We start from the raw sequence: 1,217 nt of genomic DNA, 5'->3' as shown, positions 1-1,217 counted from the left end.
TGTCTCGAGCTGATCGACAAGGCCGAGGCCGACGGCGGTCTGAGCGAAGCCGACGCCGAACGTTTCGTGGCCGAGGCCGTCGAGACCTTCCGCTGGCACGCCGAGGCCAACGTTCCCCATGCGCTCTACCAGCGCCTGCACGACGCGCACCGGCTGGTGGCGGACGTGGTGGCCTTCAAGGGGCCGCACATCAACCACCTCACGCCGCGCACGCTCGACATCGATCGCGTGCAGGAGATGATGCCGGAGCGTGGCATCGCGCCCAAGGCCGTCGTCGAAGGCCCGCCGACCCGCACGGTGCCGATCCTGCTGCGGCAGACCTCGTTCAAGGCGCTGGAAGAGCCGGTGAGCTTCCCCCCGTCCGCCACGAACGGCGAGACGGCCACCACCGGCCGCCACACCGCCCGCTTCGGCGAGATCGAGCAGCGCGGCATCGCGCTGACCCCCGCCGGGCAGGGTCTCTACGACCGGCTGCTGGCCGAAACCCGCAGCCGCATCACCCCGGCCGCCGACGGCTCGAACGCCGACGCGTACCGCGCCACGCTTGCCGAGGTCTTCACCGCCTTCCCGGACGACCTCGCGACACTGCGCAAGGACGGGCTGGGCTACTTCCGCTACTCGGCGACCGGCAAGCCCTGCAACGATCCCTCGCGCGGGGTCGATGCCCTGATCGCGGAGGGCTGCCTGCGCGCCGATCCCATCATCTACGAGGATTTCCTGCCGGTTTCGGCTGCGGGAATCTTCCAGTCGAACCTCGGCGACGGCGCCGCGCAGGCCTTTGTCGCCAATCCCAACCGCGCCCGTTTCGAGGAAGATCTCGGCGCGCCCGTGCACGATCTCTTCCACCGCTATGCCGAGACCGAGGCGCGCTCGCTCGCCGAATCCCGTGTCGCGCTGAGCCGGACACTCCAGAAGGCCTGATCCGGCCCCGGCGCAACACCACCTGTCAAGAAGACTGACAAGCAAGGACCTCAACCATGAGCACTCCCCTCAAACAGATTACTTCTAAAACCATGGCCGCCTGCGGCGTCACCGCAGATCTCACCGTCGACGGCGGCATGACCGTCATCTCGCCCGTCACCGGCGAGCCCGTGGCCAGCCTTGCCGAACATTCCGTCGCCGACACCGAAGCGGCCATCGCGCTGGCGAACAAGGCGTTCCGTACCTGGCGCTTGGTGCCCGGCCCGCGTCGCGGCGAACTGGTGCGCCTCTTCGCC

The 1,217-nt window shown here is 68.9% G+C and carries 2 protein-coding genes; both read left to right on the top strand.

Features of this window, described 5'->3' with window-relative positions:
• The coding region (locus HC022_RS07805; protein ID WP_167452037.1) for a VOC family protein at nucleotides 1–921 on the top strand (921 nt) is incomplete at its 5' end.
• Nucleotides 922–977: 56 nt separating this feature from the next.
• Nucleotides 978–1,217 (top strand): aldehyde dehydrogenase family protein (locus HC022_RS07800; protein WP_167452036.1); only part of this gene is annotated, 240 nt, incomplete at its 3' end.

It is taken from the genome of Salipiger sp. HF18 (assembly GCF_011806505.1).
GTDB lineage: Bacteria > Pseudomonadota > Alphaproteobacteria > Rhodobacterales > Rhodobacteraceae > Salipiger > Salipiger thiooxidans.
The sequence above is the reverse complement of the archived record's forward strand: the minus strand, read 5'-3'. Positions and strand labels throughout refer to the sequence as shown.